We start from the raw sequence: 17,188 nt of genomic DNA on the forward strand, positions 1-17,188 counted from the left end.
CGCATCGTGTTCGATACCGTTCTGATTGCAAACCGCGGCGAAATCGCCGTCCGCGCCATCCGCACCCTCAAGCGCCTGGGCATCCGCAGCGTCGCCGTCTATTCCGACCCGGACCGCAACGCCGCGCATGTGCGCGAGGCCGACGTGGCCGTCGCGCTGGGCGGCGAGAAAGCGGCAGACAGTTACCTGCGCATGGATCTGCTGCTGGCCGCCGCGCGCGAGCATGGCGCGCAGGCGATCTATCCGGGCTATGGCTTTCTTTCCGAGAGCGCCGATTTCGCCGAAGCCTGCGAGGCCGCGGGCATCGCCTTCGTCGGCCCCACTCCGCTGCAGATCCGCGAGTTCGGCCTGAAGCACCGTTCGCGCGAACTGGCGGCCGAGGCCGGCGTGCCGATGACGCCCGGCACCGGGCTGCTCGCCAGCCTGGGCGAGGCGTTGTCGCAGGCCGAGCGCATCGGCTATCCGGTGATGCTCAAGAGCACGGCGGGCGGCGGCGGCATCGGCCTGTCGCGCTGCGAGAACGAGGCCGAACTCACGGTGGCGTTCGACAGCGTGCAGCGCATGGGCGAACACTTCTTTCGCGATGGCGGCGCCTTCATCGAACGCTATGTGGACAATGCGCGGCACGTCGAGGTGCAGATCTTCGGCGACGGCGCGGGCCGCGTGCTGGCGCTGGGCGAACGCGATTGCTCGGTGCAGCGCCGCAACCAGAAGGTCATTGAGGAAACGCCGGCGCCGGCCTTGCCGGCCGCCACGCGCGCCGCGCTCCTGGACGCCGCCGTCAAGCTCGGCGAATCCGTGAAATACCGCTCCGCCGGCACGGTGGAGTTCATCTACGACCCCGCGCGCGACAGCTTTTATTTCCTGGAGGTCAACACGCGCCTGCAGGTCGAACATCCGGTCACCGAGGCCGTCACCGGCCTGGACCTGGTGGAATGCATGCTGCGTGTCGCGGCGGGCGAACCGCTGGACTACGCGGCCATGTCGCGCGCCCCGCAGGGCGCATCCATCGAGGTGCGCCTGTACGCCGAGGATCCGCTGCGCCAGTTCCAGCCTTCGCCCGGGGTGTTGACCGAAGTGTCCTTCCCGGATGGCGTGCGGGTCGACGGCTGGGTCGAGACCGGCACGGACGTGCCCGCCTTCTATGACCCGATGCTGGCCAAGCTGATCGTGCACGCGGACACGCGCGAGGCCGCGCTGGACAAGCTGGCCGACGCGCTGGCCCGTACGCGGCTGCACGGCATCGCGACCAACCTGGACTACCTGCGCCAGATCGTCGCCGACGAACGGTTCCGCGCCGGCAAGCTGTCCACGCGCTTTCTGGAAAGCTTCGCGTACCGGCCCGCGGCCATCGAGGTGCTGGAAGCGGGCACCTACACCAGCGTGCAGGACTATCCCGGCCGTGCCGGCTACTGGGACATCGGCGTGCCGCCGTCCGGTCCCATGGACGACTACGCCTTTCGCATCGCCAACCGCATCGTGGGCAACGCGCCGGACGCGGCCGGCCTGGAAACCACGCTGGTCGGCCCGACGCTGCGCTTTCACGGCGACGCGGTCGTGGCGCTGACCGGGGCGTCCTGCGCCGCCACGCTGGACGGCGAGCCCGTGCCCATGTGGCAACCCATCTCCGTGCGCTCGGGGCAAGTGCTGGCCACCGGCCGCGCGCTGTCCGGCTGCCGCAGCTATCTGGCGGTGCGCAACGGCCTGGACGTGCCGCTCTACCTGGGCAGCCGTTCCACCTTTGCACTGGGCCAGTTCGGCGGCCATGCCGGCCGCACGCTGCGCGTGGGCGACATGCTGCCCGTGATGCGGCATGAACTGGCCGGCGCGACGGCGGCGGCGCCCCAGGCGCAGCCCCAGGCCGCGCCCGCCGCGCTGATTCCCGAATACGGCAACACCTGGGAAATCGGCGTGCTGTACGGCCCGCATGGCGCGCCGGACTTTTTCCAGCCCGAAGCCATCGACGCCTTCTTCGCCGCGGACTGGGAGGTGCACTACAACTCCAACCGCCTGGGCGTGCGCCTGATCGGCCCCAAGCCCACCTGGGCGCGCGAGAACGGCGGCGAGGCGGGGCTGCATCCGTCCAACATCCATGATTGCGAATACGCGGTCGGCAGCATCAACTTCACCGGCGACAGCCCCGTCATCCTGACGCGCGATGGCCCCAGCCTGGGCGGCTTCGTGTGCCCCGTCACCATCGCCCGCGCCGAGTTGTGGAAGGTCGGGCAGGTCAAGCCCGGCGACCGCATCCGGTTCGTACGCATCGACTACCCGCAGGCGGTGGCGCTGGAAGCCGCGCAGGACCGGAGCATCGTCGACCTGGCGCTGGCGGCGCCCGCGGCGACCGCGCCCGCGCCGGTGCCTGCCACCGTCTCCGAGACCATCGTCGCCGCGCTGCCGGCCGAAGGCGCGCGCCCGTCCGTGTCGTACCGGCAGGCGGGCGACGGCTACCTGCTGCTGGAATACGGCGATAACGTGCTGGACCTGGCGCTGCGCATGCGCATCCACCTGCTGATGGAGGCGCTGAACGCCGACCCGGTCGCGGGCGTGCTGGAGCTGTCGCCGGGCGTGCGCTCGCTGCAGATCCGCTACGACAGCCGCGTCATCCTGCAAGGCGCGCTGATCGCGAAGCTGCTGGAGATCGAGGCGGGGCTGGCCGACGTCGCCACGCTGAAGGTGCCGACGCGTGTCGTGTACCTGCCCATGGCATTCGAGGATTCCGCCACGCTGGGCGCCGTGCAGCGCTACCAGGAGACCGTGCGCGCCAGCGCGCCCTGGCTGCCGAACAACGTGGACTTCATCCAGCGCATCAACGGCCTGGACGACCGCGACGAGGTGCGCCGCATCGTGTTTGACGCCAGCTACCTGATCATGGGCCTGGGCGACGTCTATCTGGGCGCGCCGTGCGCGGTGCCGATCGATCCGCGCCATCGCCTGCTGACGTCCAAGTACAACCCGGCGCGCACCTTCACGGCCGAAGGCACGGTGGGCATCGGCGGCGTGTACATGTGCATCTACGGCATGGATTCGCCGGGCGGCTACCAGCTGGTGGGCCGCACGCTGCCCATCTGGAACAAATTCCTGAAGAACTCGGTGTTCCAGGACGGCAAGCCCTGGCTGCTGCGCTTTTTCGATCAGGTGCGTTTCTATCCCGTCACGGAAGCCGAACTCGACGTCCTGCGCGAGGATTTCCGAGAAGGCCGCGCCACGGTCCGCATCGAAGAAGAGATGTTCGACTTCGCGGCGCACCAGCGTTTCCTGGCCGAACAGGCCGACAGCATCGCCGATTTCCAGGCCCGCCAGAAGACGGCCTTCGATGCCGAGGTGGCGCTCTGGAAGACGGAAGACGTGGCGGCCGAACCGCCTGCCGCCGAACCCGAGGCCGAGACCGTCCTGCGCGACGGCGAGCGCCTGGTCAGCGCCGACATGTGCGGCAACATCTGGAAGATCCCGGTCCAGGTGGGGCAGACCGTCTCGGCCGGCGACACGCTGGTGGTGGTCGAAGCCATGAAGATGGAGCTGTCCGTCATCTCGCCCGTGTCGGGCACGGTGTCGGCCATCCGCTGCGTCCCCGGCAAGCCCGTGAACGCGGGCGATCCGCTCATCGTCATCACTGAAGACGCCACGTGCGTCGTCGCCGGATGATGCGCCTGGAAGCCGTCCAGGCCGGTCCGGCCATCCGCCAGGCGCCGGCGCTGGCCGGCTCGCTGGCCGATCAGGTCTACCAGCGCATCAAGGACGACCTGTTCGCCTTTCGCATGCTGCCCGGCGAACGCTTCACCGAGGCCGACCTGGTGGCGCGCCTGGGCGTGAGCCGCACCCCCGTGCGGCTCGGCCTGGCGCGCCTGGAACGCGAGGGCTTCGTGCTGGCTCGTCCGCGCAGCGGCTGGCAGGTCCGTCCGTTCGACTTCGAACGCTTCGAGGCGCTGTACGACGTGCGCGTGGTGCTGGAACTGGCGGCCGTGGACAAGCTGTGTGCGCGCGAACATATGGACACGACCGGCATCCTGGGCGCGCTGACCGACGTGTGGCTGGTGCCGCCGCCGCAGCGCATCCTGGACGGGCGGCTGGTGGCGCAGCTGGATGAGGCGTTTCATTGCTCACTGGTGGCCGCCGCGGGCAATCCCGAGATGGCGCTGATCCACCGCGACGTCACGGAAAAGATCCGCATCGTGCGGCGGCTGGACTTCACCAAGGATTTCCGCGTCGACGCCACCTACGACGAGCACGCGGCCATCCTGCGCGCGGTGCTGGCGCGCCGCGCCGACGAGGCGGGGCGCATGCTGCGGTCCCATATCGACATGAGCAAGGCCGAGGTCCGCAAGATCACGCTGCACATGCTGCACGAGGCTCGCGCCAGCGCGGGGTGAAGGCCAGGCGAAGGCCGGGGACAGGTCAGATGCAGGCCGGATGCAGGCCGGATGCGCCCTGCCGGCCGCGGGCCGGGGACGCGGCGCGATCGGGACCTAGCCCTGGCCCTCGCCCTGAAGCTGCCGATAGACCTCTTGCGAGACGCGCTGCAGCTCATCGCGGCTGACGGCGCCGGACAGGGCGTAGCCGAGTCCGCCTTCGACCCAATAGAACACCCGCACCGGGCCTTCCTGCGTGAATTGGAAGGCATTCTGGCCGCCGGCCGCTTCGCGCGTGACGTACAGGGTCAGGCGCTGGCCGTCGGCCGCGCCGTACATGAATTGCGCCACCGGCCCCGCGCCGCCGGGCAGCAGGCGTCCGCCGATCAGCGCATACCCCGCCTGCGACAGCGACGGCGCGCGCATCGGCTCGCCCATGCGCTTGGTCAGCCAGGTCACCAGCCCCTTCTCGTTGTCGGCGCCGACTTCGACGGGGCGGCCCATGTCGGGCGCATAGACCGCGTGGGCGATGGCGGCGCGCTGCGCGTAGCCGGCCGCGGCGCGGTCCGCGCCGGCAGCCGCCAGCACGGTTTGCAGGTGGCGCGCGTCCACCGCGCCGCGCGCGACCCACGCCGCGCTGGCGCTGACCACGGCGACCGCCACGCTGGCCGCCAGCGCGCGCCAGGGCCAAGGGCGCGCGGGCGGCTTGAGCGGCAGGCGCAACGGCAGGGGCTCGTCCAGCACCGGGTCCAGCATGGCGCGCAGCGCGCGCCGCTGCGCCTGCCAGTCGTCCACGCGGGTCTGGTCCTGCGGATGCGCGGCCAGGAAGGCGGCCACCTCCGCATGGCGCGCGGCCGGCAGTTGGCCGTCGGCGTAGCCATGCAGATCGGCTTCGGTGATCGGCGTGCCCGCGGTGGGAACCGGTTGGAGGCGTTTGTCGTTCATGGCATTTCACGCGGGGTGGGTACGGGCCGCAGGCGCCTGCCGGCGTCGCGGCCCTGCATCAGCGCGCCGAGCTTCTCGCGAGCCCGCGAGAGGCGCGACATGACGGTGCCGATCGGCACCGACAGGATCTGGGCGGTCTCCTGGTAGGTCAGGTCTTCCACGGCGATCAGCAGCAGGATCTCGCGCTGTTCGGCGGGCAGGGCCTGCAGGCAGCGGTCCAGGTCCCGCACCTCGAGCTGGTCGGCCTGCGTGGCGCGCACCGGCGCGTCGGGCAGGTCGCCCGGGACCGTCACGTCGGTGCGCCGGCCGGCGGCGCGCACGCCGTCGATGAAATGGTTGTGCATGATGCCGAACATCCACGCGCGCAACTCGCCGCGCCGCTGCCATCGGGAGTAGCGGCTCCAGGCGCGCTCCAGCGTGTCCTGGACCAGGTCGTCGGCCCGGTCGGGATCGCCCGTCAGCCCGCGCGCGTAGCGGCGCAGGCTGGGGATGCAGGCGAGGATGCGGGCTTCGTCTTCGGCGCGCATGGCGTGGCCGGGCGACCGTCCGGATCAGGGCTTGACGACGTGCCAGATGTCCCTGACGTTGTCGCCGGTCCTGTCGCCCGGCTTGGCGTCCTTGGCGAACAGATAGAGCGGCTTGCCCTTGTAGGCCCACTGCTTGCTGCCGTCGTCGCGGGTGATGATCGTCAGGTCGCCCATCGGCTTGGCGTCGGCGGCGGCCATGGCGGGCGGCCAGGCCTTCGCGCATTGGTCGACGCAGACGCTCTTGCCCGCGGAGTCCTTGTCGAAGGTGTACAGCGTCATGCCGGCGCTATTGACCAGGATGCCGTCCTGGGTCTTGACGGCCTGGGCGTGGGCGCCGGCCGAGAATAGGGCGGCGCAGGCGAGTGCCAGGGCCGCGGCGGTGTGTTTGCGCATGGTGTGCCTCGTAGGTGGGTAAGGTTGGGGACTGCCCTCTACGGACGCTTGCGGGCGCCGCCTTATTCCAGCGGCGCCAAAAAAAACCGCAGAGGGATCAGGCGCCCGGCCGGACTGCGCCGGGTTCATACCGCATTTCATGCTCCAGCTCGGTCTCCTCGACGGGGGTGAAGCCCAGCGCTTCGTACAGCCGCCGGGCGGGATTGCCTTTCAGCACGCTCAACGTGACGGGCGCGCCTTCCGCGTCCGCCCGGTCCAGTACCCCGGCCAGCAGCCGGCGGCCCAGCCCCTGGCCCTGGAAAGCGGGATCGATCTGGATCTGCACGATGCGCCAGCCCACGGCGTCGCGGTAATGCTTGAACAGCCCGGCCGGCCGGCCGCCCAGCCAGACGATCTGCGCGTCGTCGAAGCGGTACTGGATCCGCGCCAGGTGCTGCGCGTCGTCCAACGGCGCCCCGGCGCGCCGCAGATGCTCGGTCATGGTCGACTTGCGCAGGGACAACAGGAACGGCAGGTCTTCTTCGGTGGCGGACTGCAGCGCCAGATCGGGGGACAGGTTCATCGTGCGGTGCGAAGGAAATGGAAGGAAACGCCATGCGCCGCCGCCAGGCGGGCGGGCCGTATGCATGACGTTATAGAACGGATGCGGGGCGGCGCGCCAGAATGTCCAACGGCTCAGGACCGAAATGCCGCAAATTCGGGAACACCGTCCGCAGGTCGTCCCGGCTGGCGCCGAACCACGCGCCCAGTTCGGCGCCCAACTGATCGACCGCCGTGGTGGGCAGCAGGCGGCCATTGTCGACGAAGCCCGGCCCGTTCAGGGCGATCTCCGGATGGGCGCCGTAGCAGCGGCCGCCGTTGACCGCGCCGCCCAGCACGAAATGGTGCGAGCCCCAGCCGTGATCCGAGCCGTTGCCGTTGGAGCCCAGCGTGCGGCCGAACTCGGACGCCGTGAAGGTGGTGACCTGGTCCTCCACGCCCATCGCCGACAGTGCCTGCTGGAATGCCGCCAGCGCCTGACCCAGCTCCTTCAGCAAGGCGGGGTGGGCGTCGTTCAGGCCGGTGTGGTTGTCATAGCCGTTCTGCGACACGAAGAACACCTGGCGGCGCGCGCCCAGCGCCTCGCGGGCGCCGATGATGCGCGCGACGATCCGCAACTGCTGCGCGAGCGGCGAGGAAAAGTCGCCGGGGACCGCCACGTCGGCCAGGGCCGCGCGCAGGCGCTTGTCGGCGGAGATGGACTGGGCGGCGATGCGCGACATTTCGCGCTCCATCAGGTGCTCGCGCGGCTCGGTGATCAGCGCGCGCAGCAGGGCGGTGCAGGCGCTGGAGCCATACATGTCGCGCTGCAGCAGTTCGATCTGCGTGGACCCGTTGATGCCGACCCGGTAGCCCGCCACCTTGCGGCCCGCCAGCAGCACGGTGCTGCCGCCGGCCGTGATGCCGGTGAAGGTGCGCTGCGCGTTCGCGTCCGCGAACAGGTCCGTCAGCCGGCCGGCCCAGCCCGACGAGGCGCCCTCGGGGGCCAGCGCCTGCCAGACGGATTGCTGGTCGTTGTGCGAGAACAGCTTGGGCGGCAGGGGCACGCGCGCGCCGATGTATTCGGCCTTGGTGGTGGGCACGATCAGCGGGCCCACGTTCAGCAGCGCGGCCATCTCGCCGCGCTCGTACAGCGGGGCCAGCGGCGCGAGCGCGGGCGCCAGGGCGAACTGCATGCCGCCCTGCGTGTCCGCCTTGCCGCGCAGCGCCGTGGCGCGCAGCGCGTCGCGGGGCAGGGCGATGTCGCCGCGCGCCGCGGCATAGGCGCGGTAGGACGACGGATCGTAGGGAACCAGCGTGTTGTAGGGATCGTTGCCGCCGTAAAGGAAGACGCACACGAGCGCCTTGTAGGCCGGCGGAGCGGATTGCGCCGCCGCCGCGCCGATCGCGGCGAGATTGAGCGCCAGCGGGGCGGCGGCCCCGGTCGCGCCCAGCGCGCAGGCGCGCAGCAGGAAGTCGCGGCGGTCGATTCCGGGGCGGTCTGTCATTTCTGCACCAGATATTCAGGGGTGGCGGCCACCAGCATGATGGCGGCGCGGACCCGGTCGCGCGGGCGGTCCGGCGGCAGCGTGGCGACCGCCTGGGCGATGGCGGCTGCCGTGCGCGGGCTGAAGGCGTCGCCCGCCAGCAGCAGCACCACGCGCGCCACCAGCGCCTCCGGGTTCCCGGCCAGCGCGATCTCCGGCGCGTAGTCGGTCTGCAGGTCTTCCCAGCCGCGGTCCGCGTAGATCGCCAGGAAGTTCAGGTAGCCGGCGATGCTGGTCTCGTCCGTGATCTGCAGTTCCGGCGCGACCAGGTGGCGCCGGGCCAGTTCGGTCACCGGCGGCACGTAGCGCGGCCGGAAGAAGTTGAACACCGTGGCCGACCGCATCGGGCTCTGCGCCAGCCGGATAGTGTTGTCGGTGGTGTCCGGCATGGCCCATTCGCCATTGGTGGATGTCGCCCCGAAGGCGCGCGCCCAGCCCGAAAAGCGCAGGATAGGCTCGCGCACCTTGCCCCAGTAGGGCGAGCCCAGGTCCGGCTGGCGCGCCTCCGGATCCAGCAGGATGGCGCGCACCACCGCCTTCAGGTTGCCGCGCCGGCCCTGGCCGTCGTCGTTGAACACGGCCGACACGCGGCCGACGTAGGCGGGACTGGGATTGCTGGTCACCATGCGCTGGATGAGCTGCATGCCGATGAATGGCCCCACGTTCGGGTGGGCGCTGATGACCTCCATGGCGCGCTTGAGCGACAGGTGGCCGTCGGTGCCGGGCGGGATGACGGCGCCCAGGAAGCGCTTTTCCGACAGGGAGTGCAGGGCGTTGTTCAGTGCCATGGGACGGCGGTGGAACTCCACGTCCGTTTCCGGGCCGTTGATGTCCCAGCCGGTGAAGACCTTGGCCAGGCCCTGCACGTCGGCGTTGGTGTAGGTTTCCACGGGCGCGCCGTTGACCCGTTTCACCGTGCCGTCCTGTTCCAGTTCCAGCAGGCCGATGCTGAAAAGCTGCATGACCTCGCGCGCGTAGTTCTCGTCGGGATGGCGGCCCGTCTTGGGGTCTTCCTTGCGGTTGCCGCGATACGTCAGCATGCAGCCCATCGAGAGATTGCGCGTCACGGCGGTCAGCAGGTCCTGGTAGTTGCCCAGCGCGTGCTCGGCCAGCAGGTCCATGAAGCCCGCCGCGCCGAAAAGCGGCCACGATGCGGTGATGGAGGACACGCCGACAACGAAGATCTCCGACAGCGAAAACGCGACCCGCGTGCGCACCTGGTCGGGTGCGCTGATGAATTTGCGCCACAACGTGGATTCCAGCGGCGCGTTGATGCCGTTGCCCTTGAAGGCCTCGGTGTTCTTCTGCTGCAACAGCAGCCAGTCGAAATGCGTCTGCGACGGCGGCATCGCCAGCTGCGCGTCCAGCCAGGCGGCGTACCCGTCACGCACGACGGCCTGGATATCGGCCGGCGTGGGGCCGAACGTGGCCTGCGCCAGAAAGCGCGAGGCCTGGCCCGGGGTGGGGGATGCGGACTGCGGCGCAGCCGCTGACGGCAGAGCGGACATGCGCCAGGCACCTCGTCGAATGCGAACACCTACGGTACTAAAGGCCGGGGGCGGGCTTCAATACCGTCATTCGGACGAGGGACTACGCCAAATGCATGATCCCCATGGCGCCGGCGCCGTCGCGCCGCGGCGTCCTACACGGAGCGCGTGATGCCGCCGTCGATGCGGATGTTCTGCCCGGTGATGTAGGAAGACGCGTCCGACGCGAGGAAGGCGATCAGGTCCGCGACCTCCTGCGCCGTGCCGTAGCGGCCCATCGGAATGCGCACGCGGCGGTCGTCCTTTTCCGGCAGGCTGTCGATAAAGCCCGGCAGCACGTTGTTCATGCGCACGTTGTGCTGCGCGTATTCGTCGGAAAACACCTTGGTGAAGGCGGCCAGCCCGGCGCGGAACACGCCCGACGTCGGAAACAGGGCTTCCGGCTCGAAGGTGGCGTAGGTGGAGATGTTGACGATGGCGCCGGACTGCTGCTGCTTCATCACCGGGGCGACCAGGCGCGTGATGCGCACCACGTTCAGCAGGTAGAACTCCATGCCCAGGTGCCAGTCGTCGTCGCTGATCTCCAGCAGCGGGCCCTTGGGGCCGTGGCCCGCGCTGTTGACCACCGCATCCACGCGGCCCCACTTCTGCAGCGCGGCGTCCACCAGGCGGGACAGGTCCTCGGGCGAGCGGTTCGAACCCGTGACGCCCAGACCGCCCAGTTCCTGCGCCAGGGCTGCGCCCTTGCCTGACGACGACAGAATCGCAATGCGGTAACCGTCGGCCGCCAGCTTGCGGGCCGCCGCCGCGCCCATGCCGCTGCCGGCCGCCGTGAGAATCGCCACTTTTTCCGTGCTCATGCTCGCTCCAGTCTGGAATTCGGGAGCGGCCATTGTAGGGGCGGCGCCTAGGGCGCGGGCGCCACCCGCCAGACCACGTTGCCCACGTCGTCCGCCACCAGCAGGCCGCCCCGTTTGTCGATGGCCACGCCGACCGGCCGGCCTTGCGCCTGCCCCGCGTCGTCCAGGAATCCGGTCAGCACGTCGCGCGCGGGCCCGGCGGGCCGGTTCTGGTCGAAGGGCACGAAGATCACTTTGTAGCCGCTGCGCGGATCGCGGTTCCAGGAACCGTGCTGGCCCACGAACATGCCGTCCACAAAGGGTTCCGGCAGCGCGGCGCCGCCCGACCAGGCCAGCCCCAGCGACGCGGTGTGCGGACCCAGCGCATAGTCGGGCACGATCGCCCGCGCCACCAGATCCGGCCGCGGAGGCTGCACCCGGGTGTCGACGTGCTGGCCGAAATAGCTGTACGGCCAGCCATAGAAGCCCCCGTCGCGCACCGAGGTCATGTAGTCGGGCACGAGGTCGCTGCCCAGTTCGTCGCGCTCGTTGACGGCGGTCCAGAGCGTCTTGCCGTCCGGCGCCCAGGCCATGCCCACCGGATTGCGCAAGCCCGTGGCGTAGAGGCGCTTTTGCCCGCTGGCGACGTCCAGTTCCCAGATCGCGGCGCGGCCTTCCTCGATGTCCAGGCCGTTTTCGCCTACGTTGCTGTTGGAGCCGACGGACACATACAGCCGGGCGCCGTCCGGGCTGGCGATCAGGTTCTTGGTCCAGTGGTGGTTCAGGCCCGCGGGCAGGTCGGTGACCCGCACGCCCGGCGCCGTGATCCGGGTCTGGCCCGGTTCGAAGGGATAGCGCACGACCGCATCGGCATTGGCCACGTAGAGATGGCCGTCGACGAACGCCATGCCGAACGGCGAGTTCAGCCCTTCCAGCAGCGCCGTGCGGGTCTCGGCCACTCCATCGTGGTTGGCATCGCGCAGCAGGGTGATGCGGTTGGCGCTGACGGTCTTTGCGCCGGCACGCTTCATCACCAGCCCGGCGGCCCATTGCTTGATGCCGCCCGGCGCGTCCTCGGGCTTGGGCGGCGCGTTGGTCTCGGCCACCAGTACGTCGCCATTGGGCAGCACGTACAGCCAGCGCGGGTGGTCCAGTCCGCTGGCAAAGGCCGTCACGGCCAGGCCCTGGGCGGGTATCGGCTGCGCGCCCGGCGCCCAGCCCACGGCCTTGGCCGTGTTCACCGTGGGAATGAGGGTGGGGTTCGGGGCAGGCAGTTGGGGGTTCGGTCCCATGCCGGCTTCGACGGGCAGCTTGGCGACCTCGCCGCAGGCGCTGAGCATCGACAGCGCCAGCCCGGCCGCCAGCACGAGTCGCAGGGGGTGCATGGGTTTTGGCCTACTTCACCAGCGTGACCGGCACCTGCGCCAGCTGCACCACCTGGTTGGCGATCGAGCCGATCAGGATGTTGAGCAACTTGCCGTTGCCGCGCGTGCCCATGACGATGCGCGCGCAGCCATGGTCCTGCGCATAGCCCGCGATTTCGGTGGGCGCGTGCCCGAAGACGACGTGGCTCACGTAATCCACGCCCGCGGCATTGAGCAGCTTGCGCGCCGATTCGGTGGCCTCCTGGCCCTCGCGGGCGTAGAAGTCATTGATCATCTCTTGCGTGATCAGCCGCGACACGCCGGCCCGCCCGCGCGGCGGCGTCTGGATGTTCAGGAGATGGATGCGGGCGGACTGGGCGCCTTGGGCAAGGCGGCGGGCGTACACGACGGCGCGGTCGGCGTTCTCGGAGCCGTCGACGGGAACCAGGATGTTCAGCATGGAAGCTCCTTTGCCTTACTTGACCAGCGTGATGGGCAGGTCGGTCAGGGACAGGACGCCCGTGGCGACCGAGCCCATGAAAAGCGCCGACACCGAGCCCAGGCCGCGCGTGCCCATGAAGATCTCGTTGGCGCCGGTTTCATCCGCCACGCGGGCGATGGTCTCGGCGGGAGAGCCGGCCAGGATGTGGGTCTCGAACGGTACCCCCGACTGCGTCAGCAGGTCGCGGGCGGCCTGCAGCGCGGCCTCGCCTTCTTCCTGGTGGTAGGCGTCGATCTCTTCCTGCGACAGGCCGCTGCCGAAGGCCCCGGCCTGCAGGGGAAGCTGCACGGCCAGCAGGTCGACCCGTTCGACCGGATCGTAGCGGCGGGCGTCGAGCAGCGCCTTGACCGCATTCAGCGCGGGTTCCGAGCCGTCGACGGGGATCAGGATGCGTTTCATGGGCATTTCCTTGTGCGGGCCGTGGGGCGGTCTTGCCAATGTATCTCACATTCGCCCCGCCGGCGCCGCCCGGAAGATGCGCCAGATCAAGCCGCGGGCGTTCCCCGCCAGGGCTCGGGCACGGCGTGCGCGACCAGGTCCTGGCCCAGCAGCCCGCTTGCCAGGTGGGACAGCGCGGCAGCCTCGCCCGTGGTCTGCAGCGCCAGGGTGCCGGGGCCTTGCCCGCGCAACAGGCCGCGTTCCTGCAACTGGTGGCGCAGCCAGCGCGCCACCGGGGCGCCCGTCTCGAGCAGCGGCACGCCCGGCCCGGCCGCCTCCTGGATCAGATCGCGCAGGAAAGGAAAGTGCGTGCAGCCCAGCACCAGCACGTCCGCGCCAGCCTCGCGCAGTTCGGCCACCGGGGCGTGCACCGCGGCCTGGGCCTCGGGTCCGGACAGCACCCCCCGTTCCACCAGCCGCACCCACTGCGGACAGGGCCGCAGCAGGATGCGCACCTCGGGCGCCTCGCGTTGCGCCAGCGCGGCGAACTTGGGGCTGGCGAGCGTGCCGGTCGTGGCGAAGACGCCCACCACGCCCGTGTGCGTCAGGTGCGCCGCGGGCTTGATGGCCGGTTCGACGCCGATGATGAGCAGCCCGGGATGGCGCTGGCGCAGCAACGAGATCGCGGCGGCCGTGGCCGTGTTGCAGGCCACCACCATCGCGCGCGCCTGGCGGGACACAAAGTAGTCGGCAATCGCGCAGGCGCGGCGCTCGACGAATTCCTGGGATTTTTCCCCGTAGGGCACGTGGGCGGCGTCGGCCACGTACAGCAGCGGCTCATGGGGCAGCGCGTCGCGGATCGCGCGCAGCACGCTCAGGCCGCCGACGCCGGAGTCGTACACGCCGATGGGGGATTCGGAAAGCATGGATAAGGCGGGTGCTAAATGCGGTGGCGGCAAGTGTAGCGCCGGGGCAGGGCGGGCCGGCGCCGGGAGCGCGCCTCAGAGGCCTTCGCCCGCCTGCGGCTCGTCCCGCTGCCGCCGCGCCTGGTCGATCAGCTTGCGGGCGGCGCCGGACAGGGGCTCGTCCCGCCAGATCAGGTTCAGCGGCGCGCGCAGCGCGGCGGGATGCGTGACGCTGACGTACACCACGCCCTCGATGTTCACGCGGCGCAGCGACGCCGGCACCAGCGACACGCCCAGCCCGGCGGCCACCAGGCTCAGCGTCGACAGCATGCGGGGCGCCTCCTGCGTCACCCGCGGGCTGAAGCCCTCGGCGCTGCATGCGGTAATGATCGCGTCGTACAGGCCCGGGCCGCTGTGGCGGCGATACAGGATGAGCGATTCATCCGCCAGCTCCGACAGGGCGATGTGCGTGCGCGTACGCCCCTTCACCGCGGGATGGTCCGCCGGAAAGGCCGCCAGCATGGCCTCTTCAAGCACGGTTTCCATCTGCACGCCGCGGTCCGTGCCGTGCGCGCCCCGGATGAACGCCACATCGATGCGCCCCTCGGCCACGGCCTCGCGCAGTTCGCCCGTGCTGCTTTCTTCGAGCACCAGGCGCACCTGCGGCGCGCTCTCCCGGAAACGCCGGATCACCGCGGGCACGAAGGGGTGGAACGCGGCCGATCCCGTGAATCCCACCGTCAGTCGCCCGGCTTCGCCCTGCGACACGCGGCGCACGCCGTCCACGGCCTGGTCCACCATCGCGATGATGTTGCGCGCATCGTCCAGCAGCGCGCGCCCGCTTTCGGTCAGTTCCATGCCGCGCGGCAGCCGATGGAACAGCGTGACGCCCAGCTCCGCTTCCAGCACGCGGATCTGCTGGCTGAGGGGCGGCTGGCGGATGCCCAGCCGGGCCGCGGCCTTGGTCAGGTGGGCTTCTTCGGCGACAGCCAGGAAATAGCGCAAAAGCCGCAGATCTACGGATGCCATATTTTGTCGATATGAATATTGAGTCGTCCATATATTAGACATTATCTTGAACGAAGCGTAGGCTGCGATCCTGATATCCACCCCTGGCGCGCCGCCGCGCCCGCCCCGATTGCCGGCTCCGCACCGGCCAGACTTCACATGAATGCAGCACCCACCACCCCGCCGGCCGGGTTACCGCCGCCTCCCACTTGCGGCCAGTTGTTCCAAGGATTCCTGATGCTCGGCCTGACCGCCTTCGGCGGCGCCTTGCCCCTGGCGCGCCGCATGGTGGTCGAAAAGCACCGCTGGCTGAGCGGCGCCGAATTCACCGAGCTGCTGGGCCTGTGCCAGTTCCTGCCGGGCGGCAACATCATCAATCTGTCCGTGGCCCTGGGCATGAAATTCCGGGGGCCCCGCGGCGCCTTCGCCGCCCTGATGGGGCTGATCCTGGCGCCATCGCTCATCGTCATCATGCTCGGCATGGTGTACGACCGCTTCCAGGACGACCCCCACATCCAGCATCTTTTTGCCGGCCTGGCCGCCGCGGCCGCGGGGCTGCTGATCTCGATGGCGGTCAAGATCGGCATGCCCGTCGTCAAGCGCCGCGACTGGCTCGCGGGCGTCGTCGCCACCGCCTGTTTCATCGCCATCGCCGTGCTGCGCGTGCCGCTCCTGCCGACCATGGCGGTGCTGACGCCGCTCAGCATCCTGATGGTCTGGAGGCAACGCCGATGATCCACACCCTGATCGCCCTCGTCCTGATTTTCTCGGAGCTGTCCGTGCTGGCCTTCGGCGGCGGCAACACCATCCTGCCCGAGATGCAGCGCCAGGTTGTCGACGTGCATGGCTGGATGACGGCGGCCGACTTCTCGGCGCTCTTCGCGCTGGGCCAGGCCGCGCCGGGTCCCAACCTGATGGTCGTCACCCTGGTCGGCTGGCACGTCGCCGGCTGGGCCGGCATGCTGGCCACCACCATCGCCAAGTTCGGCCCGTCGTCCCTCATCACCATCTTCGCGCTGGGGCTGTGGGAACGCTTCAAGGACCGGCCGTGGCGCGGCGTCATCCAGGCGGGCATCTTCCCCATGACCGTGGGCCTGGTCGCGGCCAGCGCGGCGCTCATCACCGAGGCCTCGGTGCATTCCTGGCTGCTCGGCGCCATCGCCGCCACGGTGGCGCTGCTGGGCAGCGTCACGCGCATCCATCCCCTGTGGCTGCTGTTCGGCGGCGCGCTGGCCGGTTTGCTCGGTATCGGTTAGCGTAAGGGCCTGCGCGGCGACCGGGCGCGAAACCAGTCCGGGGCCGCGCCGCGGACAGGAGCCCGCCATGCAGCCGCCCAAGGATGACAGGGTCCGGAATCAAGATGCCCGGAACCGCACGGCCCGGCATCACAACGCCCGGCAAGCCAGGACCCGCGACGCCGACACCCCAGACGCGTCGCTCCCCGACCGCCTGCCATTCCTGCACGCGCACCGCAGGCTGATGCTGTGCGCCGGCCTGCTGCTGGCGGTGACGGCCGTGCTGGACGCCGCCGGCCTGCCGCCCAGCCTGTCCATCCTGCTCGGCTTCGATGCGGGGGCGCTGGTCTTCCTGGTGCTCACCGCGCGCGTCTTCGCCCGCACCAGTCCAGCCCAGATGCGGCTGCATGCGCGCCAGCACGATGTGGGGCGCTCGGGCGTGCTCTGGAGCAGCGTGGCCCTGTCCTGCATGGTCCTGGTCGCCCTGTGGGTCGAACTGCGCGCCCAGGGCAGCGCCGGCGCCGTCGTGGACATGCTGGCCGCCGCGGTCACCATCGTGCTGTCGTGGCTCTACATGAACATGATCTATGCCTTGCACTATGCGCACGGCTACTACGGGCACGACAGCGCCATGCACAAGGGCCTGGATTTTCCGGGCACGCAGGATCCGGACTACTGGGACTTCGCCTATTTCTCGGTGGTGCTGGGCATGACCTTCCAGGTCTCCGACGTGCAGATCGTCAACCGGCGCGTGCGGCGGCTGGCCATGACGCATGGCGTCATCGCGTTCTTCTTCAATGTGTTCATCATTGCGATCAGCGTGAACGTGGCGGCGGGCAGGGCGTAGTTCAGTCTATATATCGAAAAGCCTCGGTCAATCACTTTTTTTGATCATGCCTCCAGCGGGGAAACGGTGCCAGTCCGGTGCAGCTTCGCGGCTTCGCACGACGCGAGGCCCGTCCCGATCCTCGCCACTGTGGTACGCGGGCGCGCGTCGCCGCTAGGTGCTTCCCGCTAACCGTTCCCTGAGAAGTACTGGCGTCGGTCAGCGCTTTCGCGAAAGGGGCTGGCCACTAAATGTGTGGTGCAGCCTGTCTTGCGTCTGTTCCATCCGGTTGTCCGTTGCTTTGACAATGGGTCAAGTTGGGTATGCCGTGCCCGAATGACCGCGAGAACATAACGGAGGGACT

Annotated in this window: 17 protein-coding genes; 5 read left to right on the forward strand and 12 right to left on the reverse strand. The window is 69.8% G+C overall.

Annotation, left to right across the window (positions count from 1 at the left end; translation table 11 throughout):
• The first annotated feature begins 6 nt into the window (after nt 1-6).
• Both uca and ACZ50Q_RS06340 read left to right on the forward strand, forming a co-directional pair.
• A complete protein-coding gene (gene uca / locus ACZ50Q_RS06335; RefSeq protein ID WP_464080926.1) occupies nt 7-3,645 on the forward strand; it encodes an urea carboxylase in 3,639 nt (1,212 codons plus the stop codon).
• Nucleotides 3,642-4,370 carry a GntR family transcriptional regulator gene (locus ACZ50Q_RS06340; RefSeq protein ID WP_197685586.1) on the forward strand — a complete coding sequence of 243 codons (729 nt, stop codon included), beginning with the start codon at nt 3,642-3,644 and terminating at the stop codon, nt 4,368-4,370. Before uca ends, ACZ50Q_RS06340 begins: the two co-directional genes overlap by 4 nt.
• A 96-nt stretch (nt 4,371-4,466) precedes the next feature.
• Here the strand turns inward: ACZ50Q_RS06340 and ACZ50Q_RS06345 are convergent, their stop codons facing one another.
• From ACZ50Q_RS06345 to ACZ50Q_RS06400, 12 genes are all read right to left on the reverse strand, one after another.
• Nucleotides 4,467-5,294, reverse strand: a complete 828-nt coding sequence (locus ACZ50Q_RS06345; protein WP_464080927.1) for an anti-sigma factor family protein — start codon at nt 5,292-5,294, stop codon at nt 4,467-4,469.
• Complete coding sequence (locus ACZ50Q_RS06350) at nt 5,291-5,821, reverse strand: RNA polymerase sigma factor (RefSeq protein ID WP_076516205.1); 531 nt, start codon at nt 5,819-5,821, stop codon at nt 5,291-5,293. Before ACZ50Q_RS06350 ends, ACZ50Q_RS06345 begins: the two co-directional genes overlap by 4 nt.
• Nucleotides 5,822-5,845: 24 nt before the next feature.
• Nucleotides 5,846-6,214, reverse strand: a complete 369-nt coding sequence (locus ACZ50Q_RS06355) for a COG4315 family predicted lipoprotein (RefSeq protein ID WP_076516203.1) — start codon at nt 6,212-6,214, stop codon at nt 5,846-5,848.
• Nucleotides 6,215-6,311: 97 nt separating this feature from the next.
• Nucleotides 6,312-6,776: a GNAT family N-acetyltransferase gene (locus tag ACZ50Q_RS06360; protein ID WP_076516201.1), complete on the reverse strand. Its 465-nt coding sequence runs from the start codon at nt 6,774-6,776 to the stop codon at nt 6,312-6,314.
• A 70-nt stretch (nt 6,777-6,846) separates the two neighbouring features.
• Nucleotides 6,847-8,241: a DUF1501 domain-containing protein gene (locus ACZ50Q_RS06365; protein ID WP_464080928.1), complete on the reverse strand. Its 1,395-nt coding sequence runs from the start codon at nt 8,239-8,241 to the stop codon at nt 6,847-6,849.
• Entirely contained in the window at nt 8,238-9,788 is a 1,551-nt protein-coding gene (locus ACZ50Q_RS06370; protein ID WP_464080929.1) for a DUF1800 domain-containing protein, read from the reverse strand. Before ACZ50Q_RS06370 ends, ACZ50Q_RS06365 begins: the two co-directional genes overlap by 4 nt.
• Nucleotides 9,789-9,922: 134 nt before the next feature.
• Nucleotides 9,923-10,627 carry an SDR family oxidoreductase gene (locus tag ACZ50Q_RS06375; RefSeq protein WP_092582480.1) on the reverse strand — a complete coding sequence of 235 codons (705 nt, stop codon included), beginning with the start codon at nt 10,625-10,627 and terminating at the stop codon, nt 9,923-9,925.
• A 47-nt stretch (nt 10,628-10,674) separates the two neighbouring features.
• A complete protein-coding gene (locus ACZ50Q_RS06380; protein WP_464080930.1) occupies nt 10,675-11,991 on the reverse strand; it encodes a PQQ-dependent sugar dehydrogenase in 1,317 nt (438 codons plus the stop codon).
• Between the two features lie 10 nt (nt 11,992-12,001).
• Nucleotides 12,002-12,430: a universal stress protein gene (locus ACZ50Q_RS06385; protein ID WP_092582482.1), complete on the reverse strand. Its 429-nt coding sequence runs from the start codon at nt 12,428-12,430 to the stop codon at nt 12,002-12,004.
• Nucleotides 12,431-12,445: 15 nt separating this feature from the next.
• Complete coding sequence (locus ACZ50Q_RS06390; protein ID WP_076516185.1) at nt 12,446-12,871, reverse strand: universal stress protein; 426 nt, start codon at nt 12,869-12,871, stop codon at nt 12,446-12,448.
• An 86-nt stretch (nt 12,872-12,957) separates the two neighbouring features.
• On the reverse strand, nt 12,958-13,776 hold the full coding sequence (murI, locus tag ACZ50Q_RS06395; RefSeq protein WP_464080931.1) for a glutamate racemase: 819 nt from the start codon (nt 13,774-13,776) through the stop codon (nt 12,958-12,960).
• A gap of 75 nt (nt 13,777-13,851) precedes the next feature.
• On the reverse strand, nt 13,852-14,784 hold the full coding sequence (locus ACZ50Q_RS06400) for a LysR family transcriptional regulator (RefSeq protein WP_464080932.1): 933 nt from the start codon (nt 14,782-14,784) through the stop codon (nt 13,852-13,854).
• Between the two features lie 138 nt (nt 14,785-14,922).
• Here ACZ50Q_RS06400 and ACZ50Q_RS06405 point away from each other — a divergent pair, with 138 nt between their 5' ends.
• The 3 genes from ACZ50Q_RS06405 (at nt 14,923) to ACZ50Q_RS06415 (ending at nt 16,845) form a co-directional block, all read left to right on the forward strand.
• Nucleotides 14,923-15,498 (forward strand): chromate transporter, encoded by a 576-nt coding sequence (locus tag ACZ50Q_RS06405; RefSeq protein WP_464080933.1) that lies wholly within the window; start codon nt 14,923-14,925, stop codon nt 15,496-15,498.
• Entirely contained in the window at nt 15,495-16,019 is a 525-nt protein-coding gene (locus ACZ50Q_RS06410; protein ID WP_076516177.1) for a chromate transporter, read from the forward strand. Before ACZ50Q_RS06405 ends, ACZ50Q_RS06410 begins: the two co-directional genes overlap by 4 nt.
• A 67-nt stretch (nt 16,020-16,086) precedes the next feature.
• Nucleotides 16,087-16,845, forward strand: a complete 759-nt coding sequence (locus tag ACZ50Q_RS06415; protein ID WP_464080934.1) for a DUF1345 domain-containing protein — start codon at nt 16,087-16,089, stop codon at nt 16,843-16,845.
• The last annotated feature ends 343 nt before the right edge of the window (nt 16,846-17,188 follow it).

The organism is Achromobacter sp. T5-5 (assembly GCF_055397965.1).